This window comes from Sorangium sp. So ce185, assembly GCF_051526825.1.
GTDB classification, from domain to species: Bacteria; Myxococcota_A; Polyangia; order Polyangiales; family Polyangiaceae; genus Sorangium; species Sorangium cellulosum_D.
Genome location: NZ_CP150316.1, coordinates 12665540 through 12691273, shown reverse-complemented (window position 1 = coordinate 12691273; position 25734 = coordinate 12665540). Strand labels below are relative to the sequence as shown.

Sequence of the window (25734 nt, the reverse complement as noted above, 5' to 3'; positions counted from 1 at the left end):
AGTCCTCGTTGTGGATGACAGCCCGACCATCCTGAAGGTCGTCAGCGCCATCCTCGCTCGCAACGGGTTCGATCCGACGGTGGCGCGCGACGGGCTCGCCGGGATCGAGCTCATCAAGAAGGGGCCGAAGTACGACCTCGTCCTCCTCGACTTCGTGATGCCGAGGATGAACGGCTACGCCTTCTGCCGGGAGCTGCGGTCGAACCCGTCGCACCGCACGGTCCCCGTCGTCCTGATGAGCGCCAAGGGCGACAAGATCCGGGGGCAGTTCGTCCAGCAGACGGGCGCCGTCGACGCGATCACGAAGCCGTTCGACGCGCGGGCGCTGGTCGCGGTGATCGAGGGCGCGCTCGCGAAGACGGCCGAGGGGCGCGCGCGGCCCGTGCCGGAGGGCGCGAAGATGCCCGACGAGGACACGATCGCCGAGAGCGTGCGGCCGAGCCTCCTCGCCCGGAACATGCGCCAGCGCGCCGGGGTCGACTTCGCGCAGCAGCTGGCGACGGTGATGACGCCCGCGATCATGAGCCTGTCGCCCGAGGCACGGACGAACGAGGCGGCCGTCATGCAGGCGGTCGCCCGCGTGATGACGAGCGAGGTGGTCTCGAAGCTGACCCTCACGCTCCGCGATCTCGACGCGCCCGCGGACGCGAAGGAGGTGATGAGCGGCGACGTCTCGGCGATCCCGCTCGCCGAGATCCTCCAGCTGCTCCAGATGCAGCGGCAGACGGGCGTGCTCCGGGTGACCACGAACCGCGCGTCGGTCACGATCTCGCTCCGCCAGGGGCTCATCGATCTCGTGCAGGCGCGCAACTCGTCGGACGAGTTCAAGCTCGGGCGCTACTTCATCGAGCGCGGGCTCGTGACGCGCGAGCGGCTCGAGGCGCTGCTCCGCATGAAGGCGCCGCAGACGCTCCTCGGCCAGGTGCTCGTCGAGGCGGGCGTCGCGACGAACGACGATCTCATCGCCGTGCTGGAGCGCCAGTCGAGCGAGCTGATCTACGAGGTGCTGCGCTGGCCTTACGGGCGCTTCTCGTTCACGCGCGAGCCGTTCCGCCCCGAGGTCGAGCAGGCGCGCCTCGGCCTCGCCGTGTCCGCGCTGGTGCTCGAGGGGTTCCGGCGTGTCGACGAGTGGCGGCTCATGGAGGGGACGATCAACTTCGACCAGGTGGTGGTCGTCGATCAGGTCGCCCTCGACGGCGTGGGCTCGGGCAAGCTGACGCGCATCGAGGAGCTCGTGCTCGGCGCGGTCAACGGCTCGCGCACGGTGAACGAGGTGATCAAGGAGAGCGCGGTCGGCTCGTTCGACGCGATCAAGACGATCTACCAGTTCCTGCAGTCGCGCGTGCTGAGGACCAGGGCCGCCTGAGGCGCGCGCCGGCGGCGACGCGCGCGGGCAGGGCAGCGGCAGGCACACACGCGCGCGAGCGCGCAGCACGCCGGACGCCGCGCATGCGGCATCGGCGCATGCGCGGCGACGTCCGCCGCCGTTACGTTGTCCACGCGCGGGGCTCAGGCCGCCTCACGACGGGCGTAGCGCTGAGCGCGATCACGGCGGAGAGGGCGGGATTCGAACCCGCGGATCAGTTTCCCGATCGCACGCTTAGCAAGCGTGTGCCTTCAGCCACTCGGCCACCTCTCCTGGTCTCCAGGAGGATCCGCCCGGCCCATGCTCGGCGCAGGGCCCCGTGCGGATCTCGAAGCTTCGACAGTAAAAAGAGCGTTGACTCGACAGACGCTCGGCGCGGTCCGTCGAGGGAGCGGCAACATACCAAAGAGGCTGCCGCCGTGCACAAAAAGATCGCGCGGGAAAGCGCCGGGGACGGGCAGGGCCTCCGGGGGACGGCGGCGAGGGGCAGCGGGCCGGCCGGCTCTACCCTGGAACTCGGCTCGGGAGGTGAGAGAGATCGCGAGATCGCGCCCGCGCGGAGAGAGCCTCCACGAAGACGCAAGTGTTTGATATTATTATATTTTATCGCATTCTACCCGGGCCCGCCCTCCCCGGCTGGCGGCGCAGGCGGCCGGGCGGGGGCGCCTTGCGTGACGGGTCACTGCGGCACGCCGTAGGCCAGGGCGAACAGCACCGCGCTGAGCGCCGCGCAGACCGCCCACGCCCGGGCCGCGCTGCGGGCCAGGAAGGCGACGCACATCGCCGTCACCCAGAGCGGCGCCACGAGCGCGAAGGCGAGGACGCTCCGCGTGTCCCCGGAGAGCGGCGCAAACCGCGCGACGCACGCGCTGGCGAGGACGGCGACCGGGAGCGTCCCGACGAGCGCCGCCAGCGGGCGCAGGGTCGCGCCGAGCCGGGCGAGCCGGGCGCTAACCATGACACGCTCCTGCGAGGGACAGCGCGACGACCGCGGGAGCAGACAGGAGCGCGAGGCCCCACGCCGCGCGCGGCCAGAGGGGCGCGAGCAGGACGAACAGGCTCGCGGCGCAGAGGAGCGCGGCGACGGGGACGAGGTACGCCGCGGGGCCGGCCTCGGTCCGGCGCCACAGCCACACCGACAGCGCGAAGGACACGGCGGCCAGCGCGCGGGCCGCGATGGGCCACGCGCGCTTCCCGCGCAGCCGCGGCGCGACGCCGAACGGGACGCGCTCCGGCCGCGCCGCGTGGAGCAAGGCGAAGGCGAGGTACGCCGAGAGGAGCGACGCGATCTCACCCATGGGAAGCCGTCTGCCCCCTGGCCATGAGCCGAGCGCCGCCGTGGGCCAGCGACGCCCGCGCCGCGAGCTGCCGCCGGAAGAGCGTGATCCCCCCCGACAGGAACATGACATGGAGCAAGAGCCCACCGACCACGCCGGCCCAGGCGTGCACGCCCCGGAAGGTCGTGAAGGCATGGCGAGAGAGCTTCTTGGCCATCGCGAGTCACCCTGTCCCCTCGCGCGGAGCGCCGCGCGAACCTAACGCACCTTCGCCAGGCCGTGCAGGTACCCCGGCGCCGTCAGGCCGAGCTTCGGGCCCCCCTCGGCCGTGAGCTCGATCAGCGTGCTCTCCGTGGAGTCGGCGCCCTCATCGATCGTGAAGACCCGGCCGTCGACCTCGAAGTAGGAGACGTTCGCGGGCGAGGGAGCCAGCTCCCCGATCGCCGCGGCCTCGTTCGCCGCGGTATCCCACCGCCACCAGCGCCACGCCGGCTGGCCCGTGACCTCAAAGGTCTTGGTCTCCTCCTCGATCGTGGCGAGGCTCTCGTCGAACACCCGGAGGAAGAGGCTGTCCCCGCCCGCGGGGATGGGATCGCCCGCGACCGCGCCGCCCGCCAGCTCGCTCAGGAGCAGTTGGAATTCGGGGTCGAAGGCGTCCGCGTCTCTCGGGACGCGCAGCGCGCAGGGCTCGGTCTCCAGCCGATCGAGCCGATAGGCCGCTGCCCCGAGCGCCGAGCTCACGAAGTAGGCGTCGCCAGAGGCCGTCTCGACGGACTGCGTGATCCCGCCGCACCGATCGTCGACGTTGAACCGCACGACGGTGTCCGTCTCGGTGTCGATCGCGACGAGCCCGGTCTCCGGGAGGATGGTGTCGGTCGTGTTCCAGTCGAACCACCCCACCGAGAAAAGGAGCGTCTTGCCGCGCAGGACAGACCCGTATCCGTACAGCGCCAGGTAGCCCTCGCGGTGCGTGTCCGGCAGCGGGATCGTCCCTTCCACCTCCATCGTCGTGGGGTTCCACACGACGATCTGCTCGCCCGCGCGATCCGGATGGTAGACCTTCGTCGGAGAGATCACGTAATTCGTGGGCCAGAGGCTCTCCACGCCGAAGGGCTGGAGGCCGATCGCGTCTCCCTTGACGAGCTTGTTCGAATCATCGAGCGTGTAACGCGAGATCGTCGGCGACTCGGCGTCACCGATGCCGAACCAACCTATTCCCTCGAACGCGAACAGCCTGGCCGACCCGGTGATCTCGAGCGCCCGGGTCTGGTCGACCGCCGTGGCTGCGTCGAGCGACGACACCACGTGATAGTAAGAGTTGGTGGCGGTGTCGTCCCAGATGCGCGTGGCGACGATGAACGCATCGCCGCCGTTCTGCCCGCCGCCGCCCTGCCCGCCGCTGCTGCTCTGATCGGCGGGGTTCGACGTCTCGTCGTCGCCGCAGCCGCTACCGAGCACGCCGGTCAGGAGCACGAGCACGAAGGTCGCGGCGCCCGCGCGATTCGATGGCCGCCGCTCTCGCTGGATCACTCTCATCTACTCTTTCTCCTGTCGTGCGAGGGGAACGGTTCGCCTCGACGTCGTCGTCACATCTCCAGCGTCGCCTTGGAGGAGAGCGTCCGCCCGGGCCGCTGGACACCGTGGAAATCGGAGGCCCACGCGTCGGTCAGGTTGTGAGCCTCGATGGTGAAGCTCACCACGCGCGGCGCGTCGCGCACGACGTAGGTCAGCGCGAGCGAGTGCAGGAGCTGCGAGGGCAGCTTGGCCTTGGACTCGCGCAGCCCGACGTTCGCCCAGCCGACGTAGAACTCGTGCACATAGCGCGTGTCCCAGGTGAGCGAGATCGTGTCGCGCGGCGCGAAGAGCTGCTGGAGCTGCACGCGCGCCGAGCCGTTCGCGACGAGCCACGGCCGGTTCGGCATCCGCTCGCCCTCGGAGCCAGCGAAGTTCCCCTCGTCCGACGTCTTGCGAAAATCCTCATAGGTGATGTTGCCGTCGAGGGCGATGTACTCTCCCGGCGACGTCCAGCCGGCGACGGCCTCGATACCCAGCGACCGGGCCCCCGTGACATGCACGTAGGTGGACGGCTGAGTGTGGTCGTCCAGCACGATGAGCCGGTCGATCGCGCGGAGAAAGCCGTTCGCGTCGAGGCGCCACGCGCCCGAAGACGTGTCGCGCGCGTCGATCGTGAAGCCGAGGTTTCCATTGTGGCTCGTCTCGGGCGAGAGACCGAGGTTGGCGACGATCATCGCCCCGTCGCCGAACACCTCGTCGGGCCGCGGGAGCCGCGTCGCCCACTCGTAGGACGCCTTGGCATAGAGCCACTCGGAGAAACGGTAGCGGAGGCCGTCGCCGACGCCGACGCGATGGGTGTCGCGATCCCGCCGGCCGAAGCGCCCGTCGAGCCCCGGGAGGCGCTCCTTCGCGCGGAGCATCTGCACGTAGTCTTTCACGAAGAAGCTGTTCTCCAGCCGATCGTCGAGCACGTTGAGCTGGTGCTCGACGCCGAACACCCAGGTGAACAGGCTGCGCTCGGCGCTGAGCCGAGCGCGGGCCTGGGGGTTGTCCGGCCTCCGCTCCTCTCCCGTTCGCGAGACGAACGTCGGAGACAGGGAGAGCTGCAACGCGTGCTCCGGGTGGGGCCGGTAGCGGAGGTTGAGGCGGCCGAGGCCGCTGTGCTCCCAGAACACCTGATCCCGGGGGGGCGACTGCTCCTCACCAGGCCTGGTGCGCTTGCGGATGCAGCGCCCGAACCAGTCGTAAATGCAGTCGCTGACGTCGAGGAAGGTGCCGCGCCCGAGCGTGTACCCGAGGAGCGCGTCGAGGGCGACGCCGCGGCCGAGCCCTTGCGCGTACTGGAGTGTCACGCCCGGCGAGAGCTCGCCGCTCGTGACCTCGCCATAGGGGATGTCCATGCGGCCCTGCTTGTGCTGCTGGTCCTTGTCGCCGTCGGTGACGAAGGCGCGCAGGAGCAGCCGCCGCGCCCAGGGCCGGTTCACGAAGCCGAGCTCGGCGCTCCCGCCCACGGCGCGGTAGGCGTCGTGGAAGCGATAAGCGCGGGCGGGCCGCAAGCGCCCGGTGCGCTCGTCCGCCACCATGACGTCCACCGGGTAGTCGTTCTTCGCGTAGTCGAAGAAGCCGCCCACGCGGGCGAAGAAGCCGCTCGGCTCGTGCAGGTGCCGCGCCGAGAGCGTGAGCCGGTGGGTGTCGTACGAGCCGATCTCGTAGGACGCCGCGCCATGCGTGCCGCGGACGTCGGGATCCGTGACCAGGTTGACGGCCCCGCCCAGCGCGTCGGCGCCGAAGCGCACGGGAACCACGCCGCGGTAGATCTCGACGCGCTCGATCAGGTTCACGGGCACGTTCGAGACGCCGAACGGGTACCCCGCGAGCGCGAGCGGCACGCCGTCGAGGAAGAAGCGGATCTGATCCTCCGTGAGGCCGTTCAGCGAGAACCGCGCCCACGACCCGAGCCCCGCGCTCCGCCGCACGCTGATGCCCGCGGTGCGGGCGAGCACCTCGCCCATGTCGGCGGTCCTCCGCTGCGCCTCCTCGGTCTCGATGACCGTGATCGCCTGCGCGGATTGCCGGAGGCGCTCGGCCTCGGCGCCGCGCACGGTCACCTCGACGGGCGCGGCGCCGGCCGCGGCCGCAGGCGCTGCGCCGATCGCGGCCGCAGGCGCTGCGCCGGTCGCGGCCGCAGGCGCTGCGCCCGTGGCCGGGGCGGACGCTGCGCCCGTGGCCGGGGCGGACGCTGCGCCCGTGGCCGGGGCGGACGCTGCGCCCGTGGCCGGGGCGGGCGCTGCGCCCGTCGCCGGGTCGGAACCCGGGATCGACCGGGGCGCGATCGCCGCCGCGCCCGCGACCCCGGTCGGGGGCGGCTCGGCCGGGGGCTCCTCGGGGACCTGGAACTCGTAGGCGTAGAGGATCTTTGAAGCGACCGGCGCGCCGCCCCGGCGCGCCGGCGTGAAGCGGAACCGGAGCGCCGCCGCACGCGCCGCCTCGTCGTAGCCGTGGCCCATGGAGCCCACGACCTCGGCCTCGGCCACGCGCCCCGTCGCGTCGATCAGGAGCTTCAGCACGACCTTGCCCTCCCGCCGCGCCGCCCGCGCCTCCGGTGGGACCTCGGCCTCGGCGCCCTCCACGAGCTGCGGCGGCTCGACCCGCGCCTCCCCGGCGCCGGGCGGCGAGCGCTCGACGCCCCCCGCGCCGGCAGCGGGCGCGCGCGCCCCCGCCTCACCGTCGCCCTCCGCCCGCCCGCGACCGCCCGGCTCGCCGCCGTCCTGGGCGCGCGCCGACGCAGGCACGCCGGGCAGCAGAACGACCAACATGCCTGCAAGCAAGCCTCGGAGCGCGAGCGAGCGCCGCGTCACTGCATCCCTCGTCGGCCTGAAGCGCGCGTCGGTGCAGCAACGAACGGGCAAACCGAGCGGGTGAACATGTCCGGATGGCTTCGCTACTCCAGCTGAAAACCAAAATCAATTTCATGTTCACAGGGCGGAACCGACGTTCAGCGCATTCGATTTTCCTTGACACGCGCTGGAGCGAGCCCTCACGCGGCGCGCGATCCCAGGGCGCGAGCGGGACGAACAGGCTCACGGCGCGGAGGAGCGCGGCGAAGGCGAGCTACGTCGAGAGGAGCGGCGCGATCTCAACCATGGGAGGCCGTCTGGCGCCTGGCCATGAGCCCCGCGCCGCCGTGGGCCAGCGATGCCGGCCGCTCGTCCTGCGCCGCCTGCGGCGGCGTCGCGTGCCTCGAGGCCGCCCGGCGGAGCGCCCAGGCCGAGGCGCAGAGCGCCGCGGCCGCCGCGAGGAGCGCGACGTCCACCGCGACGACGGCCGCGAGCTTCGGTCCCGCGCCGAAGAGCCCCGCCCCCGACCAGCGCGCCGCGAGCGCGGGGACGGGCAGCAGCAACAGCCCCGCGAGCCCGATCTGCCGCCACCACAGGCTCCCGCCGTCGCGCGCCGCGAGCGCCCACGCGACGCACAGCCCGAGCGCCCCGAGGAACGTGAGCTCCTCGGCCGCCATGCGGCCCGCCCAGTCGAGCGGGAGCGCCCGGCTCGCCAGGAACAGCGCCGCGATCGCGACGAGCGTCCCCGCCCCGAAGCCCACGGTGAGCCGCGCGAGAACGCGGTTGCCCAGGCTCTCGCGCCGCGCCTCCCGCCGCGCGAGCCAGATCCAGTTGCCGGTGAGGATCGTGGCGCACGTGGCCACGGCGAGCACGAAGAACAGGACGCGGAGGGTGACGCCGCCGAAATCGGCGAAGTGCAGGCCGTAGATCCAGCGAAGCACGCCGCTGCGAGCGCCCTCCGCGCCCGGCACGTCGGCCGAGACGACCGCGCCGTCGGTCGCCCGCAGGCGCACGAGGCCGCGCCCGAAGGGAACTCCCTCGATCGAGCCGCGGATATCGACGGTGCCGCTGTCGAGGCCGAGATGCCGGACACGGTACCTCTCGGGGACGAACCGGGGCTCGATCGCGCGCGCGCGCGCCGTGAGCTCGTCCAGGGTGAGGCCGCGCGCCGGGGCCCCTCTCGCCGGCTCGTCGACGTACGAGGCCCCCCAGGCCGCCCGGTCCGCTCGGCCGGCGTCCCCGCCGAACACGGGGCCCGTGAACGCCGGCACCAGCACGCCCAGGAACACGATGAACGCGCCGGTGTACGCGTACAGGACCTGGAACGGCAGGCCCATCACGCCGAGCACCTTGTGCATGTCCGACCAGAGGACACGGGGCTTTGCGTCCGGCCGGAACCGATGAAATTGCCGGACGAGGTCCTTCAGGTGGATGAGCACGCCGGTCGCGAGCGCGAGCAGCAGCGCGACGCACAGGAGACCGGCGACGTAGTAGAGCCACACGCCGGTCGCGCGGTGCCAGAGGTAGTGCAGGTCGTAGAGAAAGCTGGAGAGCCCCTCGCGCTCGGGCACGAGCCCCTCGCGGACCCACGACGAGAACCGCTCGCCCTGCGCGTAGTAGCCGAGCCGCGCGGCGCCGAGTCCGTCGGCCGGCAGGTCGAGCCAGAACTCCTCGGGCGTCGTGCCCGCGGCGGCGAACCCCTGATCGAGCGTGGCCTGGAGACCCCCCTGCTCGATGACCGAGCGCTGCTGGGTGATGGGCTCCTCCCACACCGCGAGCTGCCTCCGGAAGAGCGTGATCCCCCCCGACAGGAACATCACGTAAAGCAGGAGCCCACCGACCACGCCGGCCCAAGCGTGCACGTCCCAGAAGGTCGTGAAGGCATGCCGGGAGAGCTTCTTGGCCATGTGGTTGTCTCGCGTGAGCGCGCGTCCTTTACCGGACGGAGACCTTTGGCCCAACGCGTGGTCCAGTACGTCGGGATCGAGGAACCGAGCTGACGCCCATGTCCAAGATCCCCGGTACCCCAGATGAAAACAGAAATCAATTTCGCTTTTCTGTGGACACGTGAAACGACACGGAAATTTCATCCTCACTGAAATTTGCCGCGTGCCTCGGCGGCGGTCGTGACGGGATGGCGGGCGGCGGAGGCGCGCGCCGCGTGGAACCGGCGCCAGCCGCGACCCTGCTCGGCCCGTGGTTCGAGGCGGCGCATCGCTCCGAGCCCCGCTCACCCAGCGACGATGGGGTGCTTCGGATTACTTTTTTCTTGACATTCCTTTCTTGAACACCCTACATGGTTTCTGTTCAGAAAATGAAAATGATTTTCTTTTTCTGAACATGGACGGGGGTGACACGCGCGGGGGCGCTCATCGGCATCTCGCGCTCACGAGGAACGGCGTCACGACGTGCGGTGCTCGCCGCCGGGGCGCGAGCCGGCCTCGGGCTCGATCATTCCTGTTCAACTCCTCAGGCCCGCGAGACTCGCGCGGTTGCCGTGGACGGCAGCAGGGGGATATCGAATGACGACCGCGACGCTCCAGCGCAGATTCACCGCGATATTGGCGTTCTTGGTCCTATGGCCGCCAGTACATTTCGCCCTCGCACGGACCCTGGATGTCAATCCATGGAAGCTGTTTGGGCTGGCGATGTACGCGAACGCACACGAGGCAAAGGTCGAGCTCTGGGATGAAACCCGGGAGCCGGCGGTGCGGCTCGAGCACGAGTCGCTGAGCCCCGCGACAAAGAAGGCCGTCGGGGACTTGATGTACTGGCGTGGCACGCTGGGCAGGTTCGTGGATGTGGCGCCGTTCGCTGCCCGGATGTTGAAGGAGAACCCCGGCGTCGAGCGGCTGCTGATTCGCTTCGGAGTGCAACGCCTGGATACGGCGACCTCCAAGCTGACCACGACGTGGACCACGCACAGGTACACGTCGACGTCCGTCCCATGAGCGGCGGACGACGAGCGTGAACGGGATGCCCGACTCGGGAGGGAATCGACCATGTCAACGGTTACCGTGGAAGCCAGCGCTCAGCGAAAGTTCGATCCTCTGGCGATGATGCTCGCTCCCCCGGCGACAGCCACGCGGCCGTTCGTCGCCTGGGCGTGGCGCTACTTGCTGGCACACCTCGCCTTCCGTTACACGGAACGGCTCCTGACGAGCGACGAGATCCGGGCGCTGCCGTCGCTTTGCCTGGCGCTGATGACCGCCGCGCTTGTCGCCTCCTTCGCAGGCGTCCGATGGGCGCGCGCCTCGAAGGCGATCGCCGCGGTGGCCGTCGCCATCGAAATGGCGAGCAGATTTCCGTTCAACTCCAATCATTCGTTCGCGGAGACCCTGCTGCTGATCCTGTTCGTGCTCGTGGATTTCTCGGAGGCCGAGCAGCGCGATCTGCTCGTCGCCATGGGACGCTGGATCATCACCCTCATCATGTTCCACAGCGGGCTGCAGAAGATCCTCCATGGCACCTACTTCGACGGGATGTACCTCGCGACGAGGCTCGACAATGACAGGTTCCAATGGCTGCTCAGACACGTGTTGCAGCCGGAAGAATTCACCAGCCTGCATCGAGCCCTGCAAGCGGGGAGCGAGGGCCCCTTCGCGTTTCACAGCCCGGCCGCGATCGTCTTCTCCAACGCCGTGTACCTGTCCGAGCTGTTTGTCGCGCTCCTGCTGGTGAGAGAAAGAACACGAGCGCTGGGCACGGCGCTCGGGGTGATGGTGATCGCCGCGATAGAGGTGGTGGCGCGCGAGATTACCTTCGGAATACTGGCGCTGAACCTCTTGATGCTGTTCTCTCCGCTGCCGTGGCGCAAAGCCGTGGCGGCGCTCTCCATCGTCGCCTACGTCGCCCTGCTGGCGGCGCAATGGTACGTGGGGCCGGACGTCTTTCTCTTCGTATGAGCCCGGACCGGCCGAGCTAGCGCCGCGGTTCGAGCATTCCCGGCGGAGCAACGACCGGCCACCTCCCGGGGTTCGGCCGCGCCCCCGCCCGCCGCCCCAGCCACCCAAGCTCCCTCGCACCGAGCCAGCAGCGCGACCCCGCCGCGGCCCATCCGCGCCGCATGGCCCCGCGTCGCCCGAGAGCGCGGCCCGCCGCGCACGGCGCCCTCGACCTCACCGGGCGGAACCGACGTTCAGGACAGCATTTTTCCCTTGACGCGCCTCGCACCGGTGTTCCATACAACCGCCTCGCCGATCTTGATCATCATTTTCATTTTCAATTAGGTGCCAACAAGCGCATGCTGCGGGCGCTGACGGTGCCGTCCGGCGCTTCGCGTACACGGCGCATTGCGTCATCAGGCTCAGAGCCCGGGCCTGGTGAGCGGGAGCGCTTTGTCGTCGGGCTGCCTTTTTCGACCGGAGCTGAGGTGGCGATGGAGTCGAACCGATCACAGACGGGTGCGATCAGCGATCGCGACGCAGCCGAGCCCGCGACGCTCGTCGCGCTGCTGCGGCGTCGCGCGGAGCAGCGCCCGTCCGCGCGCGCCTATACCTTCCTGCTCGACGGGGAGACGGACGCTCGCTCGCTGACGTACGGCGAGCTGGACCAGCGGGCGCGCGCGCTCGCCGCGGAGCTCCAGCCCGGCGCGCGGGCGGGCGAGCGCGCGCTGCTCCTGGTGCCGCCGGGGCTCGACTTCATCGCGGCGTTCTTCGCCTGCCTCTACGCGGGGCTCGTGGCGGTGCCGGTGCCGCTGCCGCAGCGGAAGAGCGGGCTGCTCCGCGTGCTGGCCATCGTGCGCGACTGCCGCCCGAGCGTCGTCCTCACCACCGAGGCGTTCCTCGGCGCCGCGGCGATGCTCCGCGAGGATCCGAGCCTCGCCGAGCTGAGCCAGCTGCGCTGCGTGGCCGTCGACGCGGCCAGGGACGGCCAGGGAGACGCGTGGCGGCCGCCGCGCGTGACCGCCGAGACCGTGGCGTTCCTCCAGTACACCTCGGGGTCGACCGGGGCGCCCAAGGGCGTGGTGCTCACGCACGAGAACCTGCTGCGCAACGAGCGCATGATCCAGCGCGCGTTCGCGCACACCGAGGAGAGCGTGATCGTCGGGTGGCTGCCGCCGCACCACGACATGGGGCTCATCGGCAACATCCTGCAGCCGCTCTACGTGGGCGTGCCGTGCGTCCAGCTCTCGCCCGACCAGTTCCTGATGCGGCCGCGGCGCTGGCTGGAGGCGATCTCGCGCTACCGGGCCACGACGAGCGGCGGGCCGAACTTCGCCTACGAGCTGTGCGTCCGCAAGATCCCCCCGGAGCAGCGGGAAGGGCTCGATCTCGCCTCGTGGAAGGTGGCGTTCAACGGGGCCGAGCCGGTGCGCGCGGCGACGCTCGATCGCTTCGCCGAGGCCTTCGCGCCGGCGGGCTTCCGGCGCGCGGCGTTCTACCCCTGCTACGGGCTCGCCGAGGCGACGCTGCTCGTCAGCGGCGGCGCGGCGGACGCGCCGCCGGTCGTGCGCGCGGTCGACCGCGCGGCGCTGGAGCAAGGGCGCGCGGCGTTCGATCCGCGCGATCCAGAGGCCGCCGTCGCCCTCGTGGGCTGCGGGCGATCGCCGGACGGCGACGAGGTGCGGATCGTCGATCCCGAGACGCAGAGGCCCTGCGAGGACGAGCGCGTCGGGGAGATCTGGGTGGCCGGCGCGAGCGTGGCCCAGGGCTACTGGGAGCGGCCGGAAGACACGGCGGCGACGTTCGAGGCCCGGCTGGCCACGGGGGGAGGGCCGTTCCTCCGGACCGGCGATCTCGGGTTCCTGTCGCGCGGCGAGCTCTACGTGACCGGCCGGCTCAAGGACCTGATCATCGTCCGCGGGCGCAACGTTTACCCGCAAGATCTCGAGCTCACCGCGGAGCAGAGCCACCCGGGCCTCCGCGCCGGCGGGGGCGCGGCGTTCTCGGTGGACGTGGACGGCGAGGAGCGCGTCGTCCTGGTCCAGGAGCTCGGAAGGGGCGCCGCCGCGTCGGCGGATCCGGCGGAGATCGGCGCGGCGATCCAGCGCGCCGTGGCCGATCGGCACGAGGTCGCGATCCACGCGGTGGCGCTGATCAAGCCGGGGAGCCTGCCGCGGACCACGAGCGGCAAGGTGCAGCGGAGGGCGTGCCGCGCGCGGTTCGTCGACGGCTCGCTGAACGCGGTCTGGCGATCGGCGGTCGAGCCGCCGGCCGGCGCGGACGCCGCGCGCGAGGAGCCGCCGCGGACGGCGCTGGAGCGCGCGCTGGCCGGGATCTGGGCGGAGGTGCTGGGGCGCGCGCGGGTCGGCCGGGACGAGGAGTTCCTGAGCCTGGGCGGCGACTCGCTGCGGGCGATGCAGGTGAGCGGCCGGGTGAGCGAGGCCCTCGGCGTCGAGGTGGGGCCGGCGCAGCTGTTCGCGACGACGACGGTCGCGGCGCTGGCGGCCTGGATCGAGGGCAGGCAGGGCAGCGCGCCGGCGGGCGGCGCCGCGCCGCTCGCGCCGGAGGAGCGGCCAGAGCGGCTGCCGCTGTCCCTCGTGCAAGAGCGCCTGTGGTTCCTGGAGCAGCTGGTCGCCGGGGCGCCCGTCTATCACATCGCGGCGGCCCTGCGGCTCTCCGGGGCGCTCGATACGGGCGCCCTGGAGCAGGCGGTGACCGCGCTCGCGGCCCGCCACGAGGCCCTGCGCACGAGCTTTCCGTCGGCGTCCGGGCAGCCCGTGCAGAGGATCGCGCCGCCCGCGGAGGTCGCGCTGCCGGTCGAGGACCTCCGCGCGCTCGCCGAGGAGGACCGGGAGCCAGCGCTGCAAGCGCGCCTCCGGGAGGAGGCGCGGCGCGCGTTCGATCTCGCCGAGGCGCCGCCCGTGCGCTGGACGCTCCTCCGCAAGGGCGAGCGGGAGCACGTGCTGGCGGTCACCTGCCACCACCTCATCGCGGACGGCTGGTCGATGAACGTGCTCTTGCGGGAGCTCGCGCTGATCTACGGCGCGCTCGCGGCGGGGCGCGCTCCGGAGCTCGCGCCGCTGCCGATCCAGCCGGCGGATCACGCGTTGTGGCAGCGCCGGACCGAGCAGGCGGCGGCGCGCGAGCGGGAGCTCGCGTACTTTCGCGAGCGGCTGAAGGGGCCTGTGCCGCCCCTCTCGCTCCCCACGGATCGACCGCGGCCGTCGGTGCAGAGCTACGCGGGCGCGCGCGAGGAGCTCGCGCTGCCGCCGGAGCTCGTGGCGCGGCTCACCGCGCTCGGGCGGGGGGCGGGCGCGACGCTGTTCACGACGGTGGCAGCGGGGCTGTTCGCGCTGCTGCACCGGTACACGGGCCAGAGCGACGTCTGCATCGGAACGCCGGTCGCCGCGCGGCCGCGGGCGGCCCTGGAGGGCGCCGTCGGCTGCTTCCTCAACACGCTGGCGCTGCGCGTCGACCTCGCGGGCAACCCGCGCGTCGCGGAGCTGATCGCCCGCGTCCGGGCGGCGGTCACGGAGGGGCAGGCGCACCAGGAGGCGCCGTTCGAGCGGGTGCTGGAGGCGCTGTCCCTCGAGCGGAGCCTCAGCCACTCGCCCCTGTTCAACGTGATGCTCGCCATGGATCCGGCGCCCGAGCGGGCGCCGGAGGTCCCCGGCCTGTCGATCGAGGCGCAGCGGGTGGACACCGGGACAGCGCAGTTCGATCTGGCGCTCAACCTGACCCTGGAGGGCCAGGGAGCGCGCGGCGCCTGGGAATACAACACCGACCTCTTCGACCGAACCACGGTGGCGCGCATGGCGCGGCACCTCGTCGCGATCCTCGAGGGGTTCGTCGCCGCGCCGGAGGGCCGGCTGGCCGATCTGCCGATGATGGACGCGGGCGAACGGAGGCAGGTCCTCGCCGGCTGGAACGCGACGGAGCGCGGCTATCCGGAAGACCTGCGCGTGCACGAGCTGTTCGAGGCGCAGGCCGAGCGGACCCCGGACGCGACGGCGGTGATCTTCGATGCGCGGCGGCTGAGCTATCGAGAGCTCGACGCGCGCGCCAACCAGGTGGCCCACGCCCTGCGCCGGCGCGGCGTCGGGCCCGACGGGCTCGTCGCCGTCGCCGCAGAGCGCTCGGTCGAGCTGGTCGTCGCCCTGCTCGGCGTCCTCAAGGCCGGCGCCGCCTACGTCCCCATCGACCCCGATTACCCCGCCGAGCGCATCGCCTTCATGCTCGACGACGCCGCCGCTCCCGTGCTCCTCACCCAGTGGCCGGTCGCCTCGCGCCTGCCGCCGCACCGCGCACAGCTGCTGTGCCTCGACGCCGATCGCGCAGAGCTCGACGGCGAATCGACCGCCAAACCCGCGGTCGCCGTCTCGCCGGACAACCTCGCTTACACCATCTACACCTCGGGCTCGACCGGCCGCCCCAAGGGCGCGGGCAACACCCACCGTGGCCTGCTCAACCGACTGCAGTGGATGCAGGAGCGGTACGCGCTGACCGCCGAAGACCGGGTGTTGCAAAAGACCCCCTTCAGCTTCGACGTCTCGGTCTGGGAGTTCTTCTGGCCGCTCATCACCGGCGCCGGCCTCGTCGTCGCCCGTCCAGGCGACCACCGCGACGGCGAGCGGCTCATCGAGCTCATCGCCCGCAACGGCGTCACCACCCTGCACTTCGTCCCCCCGATGCTCCAGGCCTTCCTGGAGACGCCCGGCGCCTCGTCGTGCGCGTCGCTGCGCCGGGTGATCTGCAGCGGCGAAGCGCTGCCGGCCGAGCTCGCGCGGCGATGCTTCGAGCGGCTCCCTCACGCCGAGCTCCACAATCTGTACGGGCCTACCGAGGCATCCATCGATGTCACCGCCTGGGCCTGCCAGCCACTCGACACCTCGGCCTCGGTGCCCATCGGCACCCCCATCGCCAACACGCAGATCTACCTGCTCGACCATCATGGCCATCCGGTCCCGGTGGGCGTGGCCGGGGAGCTCCACATCGGCGGCGTCGGGCTCGCGCGCGGATATCACAACCGGCCCGCGCTCACCGCCGAGCGCTTCGTCCCCGATCCTTTCGGCGCCGCGCCCGGAGGGCGGCTGTACCGCACAGGCGATCTGGCCCGCTATCGCCCCGACGGAGCCATCGAGTTCCTGGGACGGCTCGACCATCAGGTCAAGCTCCGCGGCCTGCGCGTCGAGCTCGGCGAGATCGAGGCGCGCCTGCTGCTGCACCCCAGCGTGGGCGAGGCCGTCGTCGTCGCCCGCGACGAGGCCCACGGCGGAAAGCGCCTCGTCGCCTACGTCACCGGCCGCGACAGCGCCACGCCGCAGCCCGAAGCGCTGCGCGCCTGGCTCGCCGACGCGCTCCCGGCCTACATGGTGCCTGCCCCCATCCTCGCGCTCCCGCGGCTGCCGCTGTCGCCCAATGGCAAGGTCGACCGCCGCGCCCTGCCCGCGCCCGAGCAGGTGGACGCGCCGACCAGGGCCACCACGCCGCCACGGACCGACCTCGAGCGCGCCATCGCGGCGATCTGGAGAGACGTCCTCTCGATTCCGCAGGTGGGCGTTCACGACAACTTCTTCGATCTGGGCGGACACTCGCTCTCGCTGGCCAAGGTCCACAGCCGCCTGCGCGAGGAGGTGGATCGCGCGCTGCCGATGCTGGTCCTGTTTCAACACCCCACCATCGCGTCGCTCGCAGCGGCCTTGAGCCGGGAAACCAGCGAGCCGGCGCCCCAGGAGGGAGAGCGGAGCGGGGAGCGGGCGAGCGCCGCGCAAGAGCGGCGCGGGGAGCTCTTCGCCCGGCGGCGCGGCGGGCGCGGCGCGCTGGAGACCAAGAAATGACGACGCCGAGCAGCAGCGAGCCCCGCGCGGGCCTGGAGGTCGCGATCGTCGGCATGGCCGGGCGGTTCCCCGGCGCGCGCGACGTGGCGACGTTCTGGCAAAACCTCTGCGCAGGCGTCGAGTCGGTCGCGATCCTCACCGACGAGGAGCTCCTCGCCGCGGGCGTGGATCCGGCGCTGATCGCGCGGCCCGACTACGTGCGGGCGCGCGCGGTGCTCGACGACATCGACCTGTTCGACGCCGAGCTGTTCGGGTTCACGCCGCGCGAGGCGGCCGCGCTCGACCCGCAGCACCGGCTGTTCCTGGAGTGCGCGTGGGAGGCGTTCGAGAACGCCGGGATCGACCCGGAGCGCGCCGGCGGGCCGGTCGGCGTGTATGCCGGATCGAGCCTGAGCGGGTACCTGACGCACCTCTTCCCGGGCGGGCCGCGGCTGCAGTCGGCGGCCGACGTCGCGGCGCTCCTCGCGCTCGACAAGGACTTCCTCACGACCCGCGTGTCGTACAAGCTCAACCTGGAGGGGCCGAGCATCGCGGTGCAGACGGCCTGCTCCACGTCGCTCGTCGCCGTGCACCTGGCCTGCCAGGGGCTGCTCACCGGCGAGTGCGACCTCGCGCTGGCCGGGGGCGTCTCGATCGGCGTCCCGCAGAAGGTCGGGTACCTCTACCAGGAAGGCGCGATCGCGTCGCCCGACGGCCACTGCCGCGCCTTCGACGCGCAGGCCCGCGGCACCGTCGGCGGCAGCGGCGTGGGCGTGGTCCTGCTCAAGCGGCTCGACGACGCGATCGCCGCTCGGGACGCGATCATCGCGGTGATCAAGGGCTCCGCCGTCAACAACGACGGCCGGGCCAAGGTGGGCTACACCGCGCCGCGCGTCGAGGGCCAGGCCCGCGTGATCCGCGCCGCCCACGCGGCCGCGGGCGTCGACGCGGACTCGATCGGGTACGTGGAGGCGCACGGCACCGGGACGCCGCTCGGCGATCCGATCGAGATCGCCGCGCTGACCCGGGCCTTCCGGGCGACGACCGAGCGGGAGGGCTTCTGCGCGATCGGATCGGCGAAGACCAACGTCGGGCACCTGGACGCGGCCGCGGGCGTCACCGGGCTGATCAAGGCGGCGCTCGCCGTGGCGCACGGGCGCATCCCGCCCAGCCTGCACTTCCGCGCTCCCAACCCCGCGCTCGACCTCGAGAGCAGCCCGTTCTACGTGGCCGCCGGGCTCGCGGCGTGGACGCCCGAAGGGGCGCCGCGCCGCGCCGGCGTGAGCGCCTTCGGGCTCGGCGGGACCAACGCGCACGTGGTCCTCGAGCAGGCGCCGCCCCCGCCGGAGGCGGACCCGCCGCGGGCGTGCGAGCTGCTCGTGCTCTCGGCGCGGTCGAGCGCGTCGCTCGAGCGGCTGACCGACGCGCTGGCGGAGCACCTCGAGGCGCACGCGGAGCTCGCGCTCGGCGACGTGGCGCACACGCAGCAGCTCGGGCGCCGGGCGTTCGCGCACCGCCGCGCGGTGGTGTGCCGCTCGCGGGAGGAGGCGGCGCTCGCGCTGCGCGATCGCGGCGGGGCGCTGCGCACGGGAGGGCCCGTGGCCGGGCCGCGGCCGGTGGCGTTCCTGTTCCCGGGGCAGGGCGCCCACCGGCCCAACATGGGGCGCGATCTGTACGAGACCGAGCCGGTGTTCCGGGCCGAGGTCGACGCCTGCGCGTCGCGGCTCGAGCGCCACCTGGGCCTGGACATCCGGGCGCTGCTGTTCCCCGCGCCCGCGGAGCTCGAGGACGCCGCGCGGCGCCTCGACCGCACGTCGATGACGCAGCCCGCCCTGTTCGTCGTCGAGTACGCGCTCGCCCGGCTGTGGATGGCGTGGGGCCTGACCCCCGACGCGATGCTCGGGCACAGCGTTGGCGAGCTCGTGGCCGCGTGCGTGGCCGGGTGCCTGTCGCTCGACGACGCGCTCGCGCTGGTCGCGGCGCGGGGGCGGCTGATGGAGGCGACGCCGGAGGGCGCGATGCTCGCGGTGTCGGCGTCCGAGGCGGAGGTGGCGGGGTGGCTCGGCGAGGAGGTCGCGCTGGCCGCGGTGAATGGGCCGCGGCAGTGCGTGCTGTCGGGGCGGACGGCGGCGATCCAGCGGGTCGAGCGCGAGGCGGCGGGCCGCGGGGTGGAGGCGCGCCGGCTGCGGGTGTCGCGCGCGTTCCACTCCCACCTGATGGAGGGGGCGCTCGATGGGTTCCGAGAGGCGGTGGGCAGGGTCACGCTGCGCGCGCCGCGGATCCCGTGGGTCTCGAACGTCACCGGGACCTGGATCACCGCGGCGGAGGCGCAGGATCCGGGCTACTGGGTCCGGCACCTGCGGAGCACGGTGCGCTTCGCCGGCGGCGTGACGGCGCTGCGGGAGGAGCCGGAGCGGATCTTGCTGGAGGTCGGGCCGGGGCAGACGCTCACGGCGCTGTGCCGGCAGGTCGCGGGGGAGTCGCTCGCGCTGGCGTCGATGCCCGCGGTCCGCGAGGCGGGAGCGGCGGGAGCCGGGGGGGCGGCGGGGGCGGCGCTGCTCGACGCGGTCGGGCGGCTCTGGGTGGCCGGCGCTCCGGTGGACTGGGCAGGCCTGCAAGCGGGACGGCGCCTGCGGCGCGTCGCGCTGCCGGCAACCCCGTTCGAGCGGAAGCGGTACTGGCTGGAGCGCCCGGAGGCGACGGGGGCGACCTCAACCACGGTCGGGGCCACCTCAACCCCGGTCGGCTCAACCTCGGTCGGCTCAACCTCGGTCGGGTCCACCTCAACCCCGGTCGGTTCAACCTCGGTCGGCTCAACCCCGGTCGGGTCCACCTCGACCCCAGCGTCTGACCTGGGTGGATTTTTCTACATCCCCTCGTGGAAGCGCGCTCCGCTGGAGCCGCTCCCGCCCGGGGACGACGGGGCGCACTGGGTCGTCTTCGCGGACGAGGCGGAGATCGCCCCCCGGATCGTGGAACGCCTCGAGCGCGCCGGGCGGCGGGTCACCCGCGTCAGGAGCGGCGAGCGCTTCGCGCGCCCCGCGGAGCGCGCCTTCACGCTTCGCCCGGATCAGCCCGAGGACTACGCCGCGCTGGCCCGGGAGCTCGGCGCGGACGCCGGGCAGCCCGCGCGGATCATCCACGCCTTCAGCCTCGACGGCGCCCCGCAGGCGCACCTCGACCCCGGCGCGTTCCAGGATGCGCAGCGCCGGGGCTCGCTCAGCCTGCTCTGGCTGGCGCGCACGCTGAGCCAGCTGCCGGCAGGCGCCCACCTGATCGCGCTCGCCTGCGGCCTGCACGACCTGACCGGGCGAGAAGCCCTGCGCCCGGAGCACGCCACGCTGCTCGGGATCTGCCGGAGCATCCCGCTGGAGTACCCGCACGTCCGCTGCCGCGTGATCGACCTCGAGGCCGCCACCCCGGACGCCGCAGAGGCCGACCCCATCGCCGAGCGGATCCTCGCAGAAGCGCGCTCCGACGCCGGCCCCCCCGTCGTCGCCTACCGCGGCCCCCATCGCTGGGCGCCCGCCGTCGAGCCGGTCCCGCTCAAGCCGGCCCAGGGCGCCCCCGCCCTGCTGCGCGAGCGCGGCGTCTACCTCATCACCGGCGGGCTGGGCGGCGTCGGGCTGTGGCTCTCCGACTACCTCGCGCGCACCGTGCGCGCGCGGCTGATCCTCACCGGCCGCTCGGCGCCCACCGACGAGCAGCGCCTGCGGCTCGCGGCGCTCGAGCAGGCCGGCGCCGAGGTCGTGACGGTGCGCGCCGACGCCACCGACGCCGCGCAGATGCGCGCCGCCGCGCGCGAGGCGCTGGCGCGGTTCGGCGCCCTGCACGGCCTGATCCACGCGGCCGGCGTCGCGGGCGGCGGGCTCATCGAGCGGCTCTCGGCGGACGCGCTCCACGCGGAGCTCGCCCCCAAGGCGCTCGGCGCGATGGCGCTCGACGAGATCGCCCGCTCCCTCCGGCCCGACTTCGTCCTGCTCTGCTCCTCGGTCACCGCGCTGAGCGGCGGCCTCGCGCGGGCGGGGTACGCGGCCGCAAACGCGTTCCTCGACGCGTTCGCGCAAGCCTGCGCGCGCCGCCCAGGACCGTACACGGTCTCCGTCGACCTCGATCGCTGGCGCAACGTCGGCATGGCCGCCCGCGCCGAGGCGCGCCTCCTCGCCCTGGGGCTCGACGACGTGATCCTCGACGGGATGCGCCCGGAGGAAGGCCAGCAGGCGTTCCACCGCGTCCTCAGCCAGGCCGCGCTGCCGCAGGTGATCGTCTCGGCGCGCCCGCTCCAGGGCCTGCCCAGCGACGACGAGGGCGCCGCCTTGGCCCGGCGGCTCGGCGCCGGCGACGCCAGAGCCCCCGGCGACGCCGCCGCGGCTGCCGGTCGCGACGAGCCGCCCCCGCGCGCCGGGGCGGCCGCCGCCGGCGCCGCCGAGCGCCTCTCGCCCGAGGCGGTGACGGCGGAGGTGACGGCGATCTGGGCGCGCGCGTTCGGCCTGGATCCCCTCGATCCCAAGAAGGACTTCTTCGAGCTCGGCGGCGAGTCGCTCCTCGCCTTGCAGATCCTCAACCGCGTCCGCGAGACGTTCCAGGTGGAGCTGTCGCTCCGCGACTTCTTCGAGCGGCCGACCGTGGCCGCCGTCGCGCAGCGCATCCAGGCCGCGCGAGGCCAGGCGCCCGCGAGCCCCGAGCCGGCGCTGGTCGCGCTGCCCCGGACCGCGCGGCGGCTCCCCGCCGCAGGAGGCCCGCAGGCGCCGGCGCGCCCGAGCGGCGAGCCGGACGACGCCTCGAAGGCGCCGGCAGACCCGAAGGAGAAGCGGCGATGAGCGCGCTCGGCTTCCTCGTGCGCCGCGCCCGCCGGCCCCTCCTGATCGCCGTCGCCGCCGGCGCGATCAGCGGGCTCGCCGGCGCCGGCGTCATCTCCCTCGTCCAGGAGGCGCTCTCGGGCGACGGCCGCCCCGCGGCGCAGCTCGCGTGGGGCTTCGCGGGGCTCGCCGCCGTCGGCGTGCTGAGCAGGGCCGTGTCCCAGGTGCTCCTGACCCGCCTCGGACAGGCCATGATCGCGGAGCTGCGCATGCAGCTCAGCCGGCGCATCCTCGACGCGCCGCTGCGCCACGTCGAGCAGCTCGGCGCCCACCGGCTGCTGGCGGCGCTCAACGACGATCCGGCCGTCATCACGCAGGCCTACGTCGTCCTGCCCCTGCTCTGCGTCAACGTGGCCACCGTCCTCGGCTGCCTGGCGTACATCGGACACATCTCGGGGTCGGCGCTGGCCATCGTGCTCGGCGCGATGGGGGTCGGCGCCGCGCTCTTCCGGTGGCACGCGCGGCGCGCGATCGGCGCCTTCACGCGCGCCCGCGAGACGAGCGACGCCCTGTTCCAGCACTTCCGCGGGCTGACCGGCGGGATCAAGGAGCTCAAGATGCACGGCCGGCGCGGCCGGTCGTTCCTGTCCGACGTCCTCGGCGGCAGCGTCGCCACGTACCAGCGCGAGTTCGTGGCGGGCACGACCGAGTACGCGGTCGCGATGGGCTGGGGCGCGCTGCTCTTCTACGCCGTCCTCGGGCTCGCGCTGTTCGCGCTCCCGGCCTGGGCAGGCCTCGCGCCGCCGGCGGTGTCCGGCGTGGTGCTGGCGATGCTCTTCCTGATGACGCCGTTCGCGCAGACGGTCGAGTTCCTGCCGGCCGTCGGGCGCGCCAGCGTCGCGCTCTCGAAGGCGAGCGCGCTCGGGCTCGCGCTGACCCCGGAGCAGGGGCCGACGCCGGCCCCCGACGCGCCCACGGGCGAAGGCCGCGCGGAGGGCCCGGCCACGTTCGAGCGCATCGCGCTCTCCGGCGTCACGCACCGGTATTACCGGGAGAAGGAAGAAGGCAGCTTCCAGCTCGGGCCCATCGACTTGACCTTCCGGCCCGGCGAGCTCGTGTTCCTCGTCGGCGGCAACGGCAGCGGCAAGACGACGCTGTCCCTGCTGCTCCTCGGCCTCTACGCGCCGGAGTCCGGCGAGATCCGGCTCGACGGCGCGCCGGTCGACGACGCGAGCCGCGCGCGGTATCGGCAGCTCTTCTCGGTCGTCTTCGCGGAGTACCACCTCTTCGAGCACCTGCTCGGCCTGGACGACCCCGGCCTCGACGAGCGCGCCCGGCGCTACCTCGAGCGGCTGCAGCTCGATCACCGGGTGCGCGTCGAGGAGGGCGCGCTGCGCGTGAGCGGCCTCTCGCAGGGTCAGCGCAAGCGCCTCGCCCTGCTGACTGCCTATCTGGAAGACCGGCCGTTCTACGTCTTCGACGAGTGGGCGTCCGACCAGGACCCGCAGTTTCGAAGGGTCTTTTACACCGAGCTTCTGCCGGAGCTCCGCGCGAGGGGCAAGACCGCCCTCGTCATCACCCATGACGACCAGTACTTCGCGCTCGCGGATCGCTGCCTGCGGCTCGACTTCGGCCGTCTGACCGAGCTGCCCGCGGCCCCGGCCGCGCCCGGCGCAGCGCCGCGATCGACGCGGGACGAGCGCGCCGCGAGCGCCCGCGTCGACGAGCCAGGCCGGGTCCTGTCCGCGGAGGCCCTCCGCCTGCACGTCGATCCGCAACAGGCCGCGCTGGAGCCCGGCGCCCGCGGCCACGAGGCCCTCACGGCCGCAAAGCAGGAGCTCTGATGCGCAACGTCCGCTCACTCCACCTCTCGGCCCTCCTCTCGCTGGCGATCGCCGGCTGCGCGGAGGGAAAGCAGGCCGACGTCCGCGCCCCGGCGCCGCGCGCCGGCAGCGCGACGACCGTGTCCGGCCTCGAGGGCGCGGCGACGATCGCCTACGACGGCCTCGGGATCCCCGCGATCCGCGCCGCCTCGCGGCTGGACGCCCTCCGGGCCCTCGGCGTCGCCACGGCGCGCGACCGGCTGTTCCAGCTGGATCTGCTCCGCCGGAGCAGCGGAGGGCGCCTCGCCGAGGTCCTCGGGCGCGATCTGCTGGAGGCCGACACCCGGCAGCGGCTCTACGGCTTCCCGCAGGCGGCGCGGGCGATCCTGGCGCGCCTGCCCGCGAGCCAGCGCGCCGCGCTCGACGCGTACGCCGAGGGCGTCAACGCCTATCTCCGGAGCGCGGAGACGCTGCCTGTCGAGGTCCAGCAGCTGGGCTATCGGCCCGAGCCGTGGCGCCCCGAGGACAGCGTCCTCGTCGTGCTGGGGATGTTCAACGCACTCAGCGTCACCGAGGACGCGGAGCGGACGCGCACGGTCCTGACGCGCACCCTCCCGAAGCGCGTGACGGCCTTCCTGTTCGAGGACACGGACCCTTACACGAAGGCGCTGCTCGGCGCCCACGCGCCCGCGACGCCGCCGCTGCCGGGCGAGGAGCTGCGGGCGCTCGTGGCCGAGAGCCGGGAGCGCGCGTGGGCCGCCGCGGTGCTCAGCGACGACGCCGGCGAGGCGCCGGTCGGCTCGAACGGCTGGGCGGTGGCCGGGCAAAGGACGCGGGACGGCCGCGCCATCCTCGCGAACGACATGCACCTCGAGCTCGGCGTCCCCAACATCTTTTATCGCGCGGAGCTCCGCTATGAAGGCCGCGAGATCACGGGCGTCGTGCTGCCCGGCGTGCCCATGGTCATCGCGGGGACCAACGGCCATGTCGCCTGGGGGATGACCAACCTCGACGGCGACGCGATGGATCTCGTCCAGATCGAGACCCACCCCGAGCGCCCCGGCGAGTACCGGACGCCCGCCGGGTGGAAGCGGTTCGACGTCGCGCAGGAGACGATCGCGGTGCGCGGCGAGCCCGACGTCGCCGTCACCGTCCGCGGCACGATCTGGGGGCGCGTCGCGCCGCGGCCGCTCCTCGGAGCGGAGGTCGCGGTCCGCTGGACGGCGCTCGATCCCGAGGGGGTCGACCTCGGGCTCCTCGAGATGGATCGCGCCCGCAGCATCGAGGAGGCGGCCGCGGTGATGAACGCCGCCGGCGGGCCCGGGTGCAACGTCCTCCTGGCCGACCGGCGCGGCCGCGTCGCGTGGACCGTCACCGGGCGCGTGCCGCGGCGCCGCGGCTTCGACGGCTCGGTCAGCGTCTCGTGGGCGGACGGGCGCGCGGGCTGGGACGGCTACGTGCCCGCCGCCGCGCTGCCGCGCGTCGTCGATCCGCCGTCGGGGTTCGTCGTCAACGCCAACCACCGCATGCCGCTCGGCGAGGGCGCGCCGGCGCTCGGCCGCGACTACGCGAACGGCTACCGCGCCTACCGCATCACCGAGCGCCTGCGCGAGGCGCGCCCGGTCACCGAGGCGGACCTGTTCGCGCTGCAGCTCGACACCGAGGCGAGGTTCTTCGACGTCTACCGCGACCTCGCGCTGCGCGCGCTCGACGGCGCGGCGCTGTCCCGCCGGCCGGCGCTCGCCGAGGCGCGGCGCGCGATCGCGGCGTGGGACGGCCGGGCGGACGTGTCCGGCGTCGGACTGCCGCTCCTGATGCGGTTCCGGCGCGCCCTCGCCGACGCGGTGTTCGCCGCGTGGCTCGGCGCGGGCCGCGCCGCGGAGCCGACCCTCTCGCTCGCGCTGCCGGACATCGACACGCCGCTCCAGCGCGCGCTCGACGAGCGGTCGCCCGACCTCGTGCCGGCGCCGGAGGGCGGCTGGGACGCCTTCGTCCTCGCGGCGCTGGAGAAGGCCGTGACCGCGCTCCACGAGGAGCACGGCGGGCGACCCCTCGACCAGATCCCCTGGGGCGCGGTGAGCCGGGTGCGGATCGCGCACCCGCTCGGCCGGGCGCCGGAGCTCGCCGCGCGCCTCAACATGCCCGACGAGCCGCTCCCGGGCTGCGGCTTCTGCGTGCGCCTCGCGACCCGCACGCTCGGCGCCAGCGAGCGGCTCGTCGTCGCGCCGGGCCACGAGCCCGATGGCATCCTGCACATGCCGGCCGGCCAGTCGGGAGATCCGCTGTCGCCCCACTACCGCGATCAGCAGCGCGCCTGGGTCGACGGGCGCCCTCTGCCGCTCCTGTCAGGCCCGGCCACGCGCACGCTCACGCTCGTTCCCGAGCGCCGATGACATCGAACACCACATCTCGAACGG

General features: G+C 73.2%; 13 protein-coding genes and 1 tRNA gene. 7 read left to right on the top strand and 7 right to left on the bottom strand.

Annotated features, from left to right (window positions below; all coding sequences use genetic code 11):
* Nucleotides 1–10: 10 nt before the first annotated feature.
* Complete coding sequence (locus tag WMF26_RS46800) at nucleotides 11–1366, top strand: DUF4388 domain-containing protein (RefSeq protein WP_437997996.1); 1356 nt, start codon at nucleotides 11–13, stop codon at nucleotides 1364–1366.
* Between the two features lie 186 nt (nucleotides 1367–1552).
* Here the strand turns inward: WMF26_RS46800 and WMF26_RS46795 are convergent.
* From WMF26_RS46795 to WMF26_RS46765, 7 genes are all read right to left on the bottom strand, one after another.
* Nucleotides 1553–1639, bottom strand: a tRNA-Ser gene (locus WMF26_RS46795).
* Nucleotides 1640–2045: 406 nt separating this feature from the next.
* Entirely contained in the window at nucleotides 2046–2324 is a 279-nt protein-coding gene (locus WMF26_RS46790) for a hypothetical protein (RefSeq protein WP_437997995.1), read from the bottom strand.
* Nucleotides 2317–2664 (bottom strand): hypothetical protein, encoded by a 348-nt coding sequence (locus WMF26_RS46785; protein ID WP_437997994.1) that lies wholly within the window; start codon nucleotides 2662–2664, stop codon nucleotides 2317–2319. The genes WMF26_RS46790 and WMF26_RS46785 overlap by 8 nt, the downstream gene beginning before the upstream one ends.
* Nucleotides 2657–2860 (bottom strand): hypothetical protein, encoded by a 204-nt coding sequence (locus WMF26_RS46780; protein ID WP_437997993.1) that lies wholly within the window; start codon nucleotides 2858–2860, stop codon nucleotides 2657–2659. The genes WMF26_RS46785 and WMF26_RS46780 overlap by 8 nt, the downstream gene beginning before the upstream one ends.
* 41 nt (nucleotides 2861–2901) lie before the next feature.
* On the bottom strand, nucleotides 2902–4179 hold the full coding sequence (locus WMF26_RS46775; protein WP_437997992.1) for a hypothetical protein: 1278 nt from the start codon (nucleotides 4177–4179) through the stop codon (nucleotides 2902–2904).
* 50 nt (nucleotides 4180–4229) lie between these two features.
* Nucleotides 4230–6974, bottom strand: a complete 2745-nt coding sequence (gene mxcH, locus WMF26_RS46770) for a TonB-dependent siderophore myxochelin receptor MxcH (protein WP_437997991.1) — start codon at nucleotides 6972–6974, stop codon at nucleotides 4230–4232.
* Nucleotides 6975–7294: 320 nt separating this feature from the next.
* Nucleotides 7295–8902, bottom strand: a complete 1608-nt coding sequence (locus WMF26_RS46765) for a PepSY-associated TM helix domain-containing protein (protein ID WP_437997990.1) — start codon at nucleotides 8900–8902, stop codon at nucleotides 7295–7297.
* A 615-nt stretch (nucleotides 8903–9517) separates the two neighbouring features.
* Here WMF26_RS46765 and WMF26_RS46760 point away from each other — a divergent pair.
* The 6 genes from WMF26_RS46760 (at nucleotide 9518) to WMF26_RS46735 (ending at nucleotide 25710) form a co-directional block, all read left to right on the top strand.
* Nucleotides 9518–9946 (top strand): hypothetical protein, encoded by a 429-nt coding sequence (locus tag WMF26_RS46760; protein WP_437997989.1) that lies wholly within the window; start codon nucleotides 9518–9520, stop codon nucleotides 9944–9946.
* A 51-nt stretch (nucleotides 9947–9997) separates the two neighbouring features.
* Complete coding sequence (locus WMF26_RS46755; protein ID WP_437997988.1) at nucleotides 9998–10900, top strand: hypothetical protein; 903 nt, start codon at nucleotides 9998–10000, stop codon at nucleotides 10898–10900.
* Nucleotides 10901–11373: 473 nt separating this feature from the next.
* Nucleotides 11374–16716 (top strand): amino acid adenylation domain-containing protein, encoded by a 5343-nt coding sequence (locus tag WMF26_RS46750; protein ID WP_437997987.1) that lies wholly within the window; start codon nucleotides 11374–11376, stop codon nucleotides 16714–16716.
* Nucleotides 16713–21515, top strand: a complete 4803-nt coding sequence (locus tag WMF26_RS46745) for a type I polyketide synthase (protein WP_437997986.1) — start codon at nucleotides 16713–16715, stop codon at nucleotides 21513–21515. The genes WMF26_RS46750 and WMF26_RS46745 overlap by 4 nt, the downstream gene beginning before the upstream one ends.
* Nucleotides 21512–23338 (top strand): cyclic peptide export ABC transporter, encoded by a 1827-nt coding sequence (locus tag WMF26_RS46740; RefSeq protein WP_437997985.1) that lies wholly within the window; start codon nucleotides 21512–21514, stop codon nucleotides 23336–23338. Before WMF26_RS46745 ends, WMF26_RS46740 begins: the two co-directional genes overlap by 4 nt.
* Nucleotides 23338–25710 (top strand): penicillin acylase family protein, encoded by a 2373-nt coding sequence (locus WMF26_RS46735; protein ID WP_437997984.1) that lies wholly within the window; start codon nucleotides 23338–23340, stop codon nucleotides 25708–25710. Before WMF26_RS46740 ends, WMF26_RS46735 begins: the two co-directional genes overlap by 1 nt.
* The last annotated feature ends 24 nt before the right edge of the window (nucleotides 25711–25734 follow it).